This is a genomic window from Salinivirga sp., from assembly GCF_035268865.1.
Classification (GTDB): domain Bacteria; phylum Bacteroidota; class Bacteroidia; order Bacteroidales; family Salinivirgaceae; genus Salinivirga.
Map to the genome: position 1 here is coordinate 1 of NZ_DATFKB010000214.1, position 3,709 is coordinate 3,709.

A 3,709-nucleotide genomic window follows, 5' to 3' on the forward strand; every position below is an offset into this window, starting at 1 on the left:
TTCATACAATAGTATCAATTCAATATGCGTCTCTATATAAGTGACATAGAAAAAAAATAATCAAAAATTAATATATATAATTATGAAACACATAACTCTGCTTATTTTAATACTGATGAACTTTTCGGTATTTGCACAAAAAACTCAGGAAACCAGAAGATTTAATGCCCCTGATAAAGTAATTGTTGATGGTAAAATGCAAATTAACTTTCACCTGGCTGAAGATGTTGAAGTAGTAATTGAAAGCAATAAAGTTTCGCTCAAAGACATCTATACCAAATACACAAACAACGAACTGCTTATTAGAGTGGAACCTCTAGATATTGAAGGAGGCAAGGTTGTTATAGACGCCTATTTACCCAAATTCTCCAGTCTAACCATGTCGAGAGGTGCAGAAACCGATATCAGAAATGATATATTCAAAGATGTAGTTTACCTTACAGCAACATCAGGCGCTGAACTTGAAACAAAATTGTCGGTTAAATCTGCAGAAGCAAAGTGTACCTCCGGAGCATTTATTGAACTGGCAGGTAAGGCAGAATATTTAGAAGCCAAAGCGCACTCAGGAGGTAAAATAAGGACAGACAGCCTCGCCCTGAAAAGAGCCAAATTAATTGCAAGAACTGGTGGATTTATAGCCGCCACACCGACAGAAGAGGCTCAGGTACGCTCTACATTTGGCGGTGAAATAAAGCTGCTTAAAAAGGCGATCATAAAATCGACAACCCTTTTTGGCGAAATATACCTTTATGAATAAAATGCAAAGTAATTTTTCAATATCTGTGATTGGTGCAGGAAATGTGGCCCACTCACTTGTTCCGGCATTACTCAGTAAAGGCTATTTAATAGATTACGTATTTTCGAGAAATCCCCAACACGCAAAAAAATTTGCAAAAAACTTTGACATTAAGTGGACCGATAACCTTAATGATCTTACAGGTGATATTGTAATTATGGCTGTTACAGATAGTGCGATAGAACAAATATCCGCAAAGCTTGCTATGCAAAGCAATCAGGTAATTGTGCATACTGCAGGCAGTCAGCCAATAGACGTAATCGCACAATACCATAAGCATGCTGGTGTATTATATCCCTTACAAACCTTTTCGGTCCGACGAAAGGTAAATTTCGAAAACTTGCCGGTTTTAATTGAAACAAACAGCGATTACGCTAACAAGCAACTATCTGATATTGCCAACAATATCTCTTCAAGTGTTTTGCAAGTAAACAGTAATGAGCGGTTACAAATACATACAGCTGCCGTTTTTGTTTGTAATTTTACAAACCTTATGTACACCTATGGAAAAGACATATTGGATAATCATAATTTACCTTTTGAAGTATTAAAACCGCTGATAAAAGAGACTGCCGATAAGGTGCTTTCAAATGCCCCGGAGAATATGCAAACAGGTCCGGCTGTAAGAAATGACAAGGCAACCCTGACCAGACACATCAATCAGCTTGATGCTGATATGGCACAAAAATATGAACAACTCTCCAATTGGATTAAAAAACGGCACAGTTGAGGCAAAAAAGCCTTGATGATTTATTATCTTTATGCCTTCGTATGGTGATTTATCTGATAAAGCATGCATAGAAGCACAAAAGATGCAATACCAAAGCAGTTACTTTGAATATGAAAACCAAAAAATGAAAATGCATCAATAACTGTGAAATGTCCTGATCTAAGTTTGATTCCAGGGAGCTTAAAATAAAGACAGATGAAGAAGAACTTTAAAGAACAACTGAACAATATAAAAGTATTTGTTTTCGATGTAGACGGCGTGTTTACGAATGGCACGCTATATTTACTTCCGGGAGGGGAACTGGCACGACAAATGAACATACGTGATGGATTTGCCGTTAAACATGCCGCTGAACAAGGATACAAAATCGGGATTATTACGGGAGGTGAAGATGAACCAGTAAGATGGCGTTTCAACAAGCTTGGGGTAAAGGATATATACCTGCCATCAAAGAATAAGGTAGAAGATTTAAATCATTTTATCGCTCAACACGACATTGATCCGGCATCGGTGCTTTATATGGGCGACGATATGCCCGATTACAAAGTAATGAAGTTGACCGGTATTCCAACTTGTCCAGCTGATGCTGATTCGGAGATCAAACAAATATCAGATTACATATCAGACAAAAAAGGTGGAGAAGGATGCGTACGTGATGTAATTGAGCAAGTGCTGAGAGCGCAGGGCAAGTGGGTTATTTAGATGCAACAGGTTCTAATAATCAAATATTAAAACATACAATATATGCAGGCTTTTTTAAGACTTATCAGATGGCCCAATCTTATTATCATCCCGCTGGTAATGGCCGCAATACGTTTTGCAGTAATGGAACCTATGTTGCATATAAGTGGCATGAGCCCGGTAATGCCCCTGCGAGAATTCTGGCTCATGGTTTTGGCTACTATGTTTCTGGGCTCAGGTGGTTATATTATTAATGATTATTTCGACCGGAAAATAGATCTTATAAACAAGCCGGGAAAAGTGGTGGTTGGACAAAAAATGAGTCGCATCGGTGCTATAACCTGGCACATTATATTTAATTCTCTTGCAGTGCTAATCGGGCTATGGCTGGCCTGGCAGGTGCATCTTTGGTGGGTAGCCGCAGTTTATGCATTTGTGAGTGGTATATTCTGGTTCTATTCCACCACTTACAAAAGAATGTTTTTAATAGGCAACATTATAGTTTCACTTTTAACAGCAATGGTGCCTTTCCAGGTACTGTTGTTTGAATACACTTATCAGGCCAATGAAGGTATCATGCTTTTTGGCGAAGGACCACTTCAGCAAAACCTTTATATAATTGCGCTGTGGGTTACTGCCTTCTCCTTTTTTGCATTTATGACAAACCTGATTCGTGAAATCGTTAAAGATTTTGAAGATATTCGCGGTGATATGCGTTATGGAAGAAAATCAGTTCCGATTGTACTTGGCCTAAAAAGCACAAAATGGGTCGTACAAGTTCTAACCCTGGCCACCATACTGGCCATCATTTATGTGGCATCCAGAGTAGTTTTCGACTGGTTTTCATGGGTTTACATCTCTACGCTAATTATTTTACCATTATTATTACACATGTATCTATTGCACTTTGCCCACAAAAAGCGTCAATTTCATCGCATCAGTCAGCTAATGAAAATTGTAATGTTTACGGGCCTTCTTTACGCACTCATTGTCAGATATAATGTACTTCAAATTGTATGATTGAATATATCAACGCAAATAAAGATATAATTTTAGCCTCTGGATCGCCCAGAAGACAGGAGTTATTGCAAGCACTGGGATTAGCGTTCACTGTGCAACAAAAAAAAGTTGAAGAGACGTATCCGGGCAACTTAAAACCCAGAGAAGTTGCAGAATACTTAGCTGAAAAAAAAGCAAGTGTCTTTAGCACCCCTTCAAAAAACCAGATCATTATTACTGCAGATACCATCGTAGCTCTAAATGAACGGATATTGGGTAAACCATCCAATAAAAATGAAGCTGCCGAAATGTTAAGAGCCTTGTCGGCAACCAGTCATGATGTAATTACCGGTGTATGTGTACGCGATGCTTCGAATTACTACCTGTTCCATGGAAGCACCCGGGTTACTTTTGAAGAATTATCAGACGAACTCATTGCAAAGTATATAGAAAAAGAGCAACCATATGATAAAGCCGGAGCTTATGGCATTCAGGAATGGTTT

Annotated in this window: 5 protein-coding genes; all 5 read left to right on the forward strand. The window is 38.4% G+C overall.

Annotated features, from left to right (window positions below):
* Positions 1 to 82: 82 nt before the first annotated feature.
* Complete coding sequence (locus VJ937_RS12815; RefSeq protein ID WP_324067728.1) at positions 83 to 757, forward strand: GIN domain-containing protein; 675 nt, start codon at positions 83 to 85, stop codon at positions 755 to 757.
* Positions 750 to 1,526 carry a Rossmann-like and DUF2520 domain-containing protein gene (locus VJ937_RS12820; RefSeq protein WP_324067729.1) on the forward strand — a complete coding sequence of 259 codons (777 nt, stop codon included), beginning with the start codon at positions 750 to 752 and terminating at the stop codon, positions 1,524 to 1,526. The genes VJ937_RS12815 and VJ937_RS12820 overlap by 8 nt, the downstream gene beginning before the upstream one ends.
* 195 nt (positions 1,527 to 1,721) lie before the next feature.
* Positions 1,722 to 2,228, forward strand: coding sequence for a KdsC family phosphatase (locus tag VJ937_RS12825; RefSeq protein ID WP_324067731.1), 507 nt, complete (start codon positions 1,722 to 1,724; stop codon positions 2,226 to 2,228).
* A 42-nt stretch (positions 2,229 to 2,270) separates the two neighbouring features.
* Complete coding sequence (locus VJ937_RS12830; protein WP_324067733.1) at positions 2,271 to 3,227, forward strand: geranylgeranylglycerol-phosphate geranylgeranyltransferase; 957 nt, start codon at positions 2,271 to 2,273, stop codon at positions 3,225 to 3,227.
* Positions 3,224 to 3,709 (forward strand): Maf family protein (locus tag VJ937_RS12835; protein ID WP_324067735.1); only part of this gene is annotated, 486 nt, incomplete at its 3' end. The genes VJ937_RS12830 and VJ937_RS12835, both read left to right, overlap by 4 nt.